Below are 2410 nucleotides of genomic sequence, written 5' to 3'. Positions count from 1 at the left end.
ATTCAAGGTTCATCAAACCACTGGACGAAAAAATGCTTACAGGCATCCTTAATGAAGATTTACCTATTTTAACAATTGAAGAGGCAGTCCTTCAAGGCGGATTTGGAAGCTTCATTCTTGAAACAGCCCAGGAACTTGGCTACCATAAAGCTGAAATTGACCGAATGGGAATACCTGATCAATTCATTGAACACGGCAGTGTAGATAAACTGTTAAAGGAAATTGGAATGACAACAGACGATGTTGTCTTGCGGATCCAAAAGCTTGCAAGACAAAAACAAAAAAGGGCGTAACAAATGAAAATCAAAAAAGAACGATTAGATGTGCTGCTCGTGGAGCGCGGTCTTGCTGAAACAAGAGAAAAGGCGAAACGGACAATCATGGCAGGGCTTGTCTACTCCAATGAAAACCGTTTGGACAAGCCAGGAGAAAAGGTAAATAGTGATATTCCACTAACAGTAAAGGGTAATGTCCTTCCGTATGTAAGCAGAGGCGGCTTGAAGCTTGAGAAAGCATTAAAGGTTTTTGACCTAGAGGTTAAAGGCAAAACTCTGCTCGATATCGGGGCTTCTACGGGCGGATTTACGGATTGCGCACTCCAGAATGGAGCAGAAATGTCCTATGCCCTGGATGTTGGCTATAACCAGCTCGCATGGAAACTGCGTCAGGACGAGCGTGTTGAAGTGATGGAGCGTACCAATTTCCGCTACGTGAAACCTGAAGACCTGACAAAGGGTCTCCCAGACTTTGCCAGCATTGACGTATCCTTTATCTCGTTACGGCTGATTCTACCTGTCCTGAAGACCCTATTGGTATCAGGGAGCGATATTGTCGCTCTCGTCAAACCACAGTTTGAAGCAGGTCGAGAACAAGTCGGCAAGAAGGGGATTGTCCGCGACAGGAAAGTCCATATAGGAGTAATCGAAAGGATCATTGCCTTTGCACTGAGTGAAGGCTATGACGTCTTCGATCTTTCATTTTCACCGATCACAGGCGGGGATGGGAATATTGAATTTCTCCTACATCTTCAGTGGAACGGAAAGGTTGGAGAAAAGGGCGAGCTGAAGTTTAAATCAACATCTGATGAAGTTGTAGCTGAGGCACATAATGAATTGAAATCAAAACAAACTAGTGGAGAAGAATAGGCAAATAGCCTGTTCTTCTTTTGCTTTACTACTGTTAATTTTCCATCTGAAGAGATAAAAAGTTCATCTCTTTGTCAATTCCTCATAGAAGGTTTTGCTGAAAAACCACGAATGATTGTACAATCTGCTGAAATCGGCTAACATATGAGTATAAATAATAAAAGAATGTTTCGGATGTATCCAGGGGTGATATGAATGAATAAAGGCCAGCGCCATATTAAAATACGTGAGTTAATTGCAAGTAAAGATATTGAAACTCAGGATGAGCTTGTTGATCGGCTGAAAGCTGCCGGTTACAATGTTACACAAGCCACGGTCTCCCGTGATATTAAAGAACTTCATCTTGTAAAAGTGCCTTTAATCGACGGAAGATATAAATACAGCCTGCCAGCTGACCAGCGTTTCAACCCTTTGCAAAAATTAAAAAGATCATTGATGGATGCTTTTGTGCGGATTGATCAGGCGGGGCATTTACTAGTCATGAAGACGCTGCCGGGCAACGCTAATGCTATTGGAGCTTTGATTGATAATCTCGATTGGGAAGATATACTTGGCACGATTTGTGGAGATGACACAATCTTGATTATTTGCCGTACTCCCGAAGATACGGAGCTTGTCACAAATCGGTTTCTTGATATGCTATAAATGAGGTGACGGTTGCTTGTTAAATGAATTATCGATCAGAAACTTCGCAATTATAGAATCTTTATCTATTTCTTTTAATAAAGGCCTGACTGTACTGACTGGGGAAACAGGTGCAGGAAAATCCATCATAATTGATGCGATTCATCTGTTGGTTGGTGGCAGAGGTTCGGCTGAGTTCGTTCGCCATGGTGAAGATAAGGCTGAAATAGAGGGCTTGTTCTTTATCGATGGAGAACATCATCCTTGCTACTCAAGGGCTGCGGAATTTGGAATTGACATTGAAGATGGCATGATCGTATTAAGAAGGGATATTTCAGCAAGCGGAAAAAGTGTCTGTCGCATCAATGGCAAGCTTGTAACAATAGCTGTGTTAAGAGAAGTGGGCTCTTCACTGATCGATATACACGGCCAGCATGAGCATCAGGAATTGATGGATGAAACTAGGCACATAAATCTTCTTGACCAATTTGGTGCTGAAGAAATTCTCCCAGCTTTAAATGAATATCAGCATGTTTTTCGTTCGTTTGAACAAATGCAGAAAAAACTGAAAAGCCTTAGTGAAAATGAACAGCAAATGGCTCATAGGCTTGATTTGATTCAGTTCCAGCATGATGAAATCC

At 42.0% G+C, this 2410-nt stretch carries 4 protein-coding genes; all 4 read left to right on the top strand.

The annotated features are described in order from the left end of the window. Positions 1 to 293: transketolase C-terminal domain-containing protein (locus WB217_RS17530; protein WP_423994576.1), on the top strand; the 293-nt coding region annotated here is incomplete at its 5' end. 3 nt (positions 294 to 296) lie between these two features. Further along, the gene (locus WB217_RS17525) at positions 297 to 1145 is read left to right on the top strand and encodes a TlyA family RNA methyltransferase (protein WP_423994575.1); all 849 of its coding nucleotides are present in this window, start codon (positions 297 to 299) and stop codon (positions 1143 to 1145) included. 195 nt (positions 1146 to 1340) lie between these two features. Then, complete coding sequence (gene ahrC, locus WB217_RS17520; protein WP_207499938.1) at positions 1341 to 1790, top strand: transcriptional regulator AhrC/ArgR; 450 nt, start codon at positions 1341 to 1343, stop codon at positions 1788 to 1790. A gap of 16 nt (positions 1791 to 1806) precedes the next feature. Continuing rightward, positions 1807 to 2410: AAA family ATPase (locus tag WB217_RS17515; RefSeq protein WP_423994574.1), on the top strand; the 604-nt coding region annotated here is incomplete at its 3' end.

This window comes from Mesobacillus sp. (assembly GCF_049588175.1).
Lineage (GTDB): Bacteria > Bacillota > Bacilli > Bacillales > Cytobacillaceae > Mesobacillus.
The sequence above is the reverse complement of the archived record's forward strand: the minus strand, read 5'-3'. Positions and strand labels throughout refer to the sequence as shown.

Excerpts from the sequence above, each read along its gene's own strand:
- ahrC (WP_207499938.1), top strand. The coding sequence starts at position 1,341 with ATGAATAAAGGCCAGCGCCATATTAAAATACGTGAGTTAATTGCAAGT.
- WB217_RS17525 (WP_423994575.1), top strand. The coding sequence starts at position 297 with ATGAAAATCAAAAAAGAACGATTAGATGTGCTGCTCGTGGAGCGCGGT.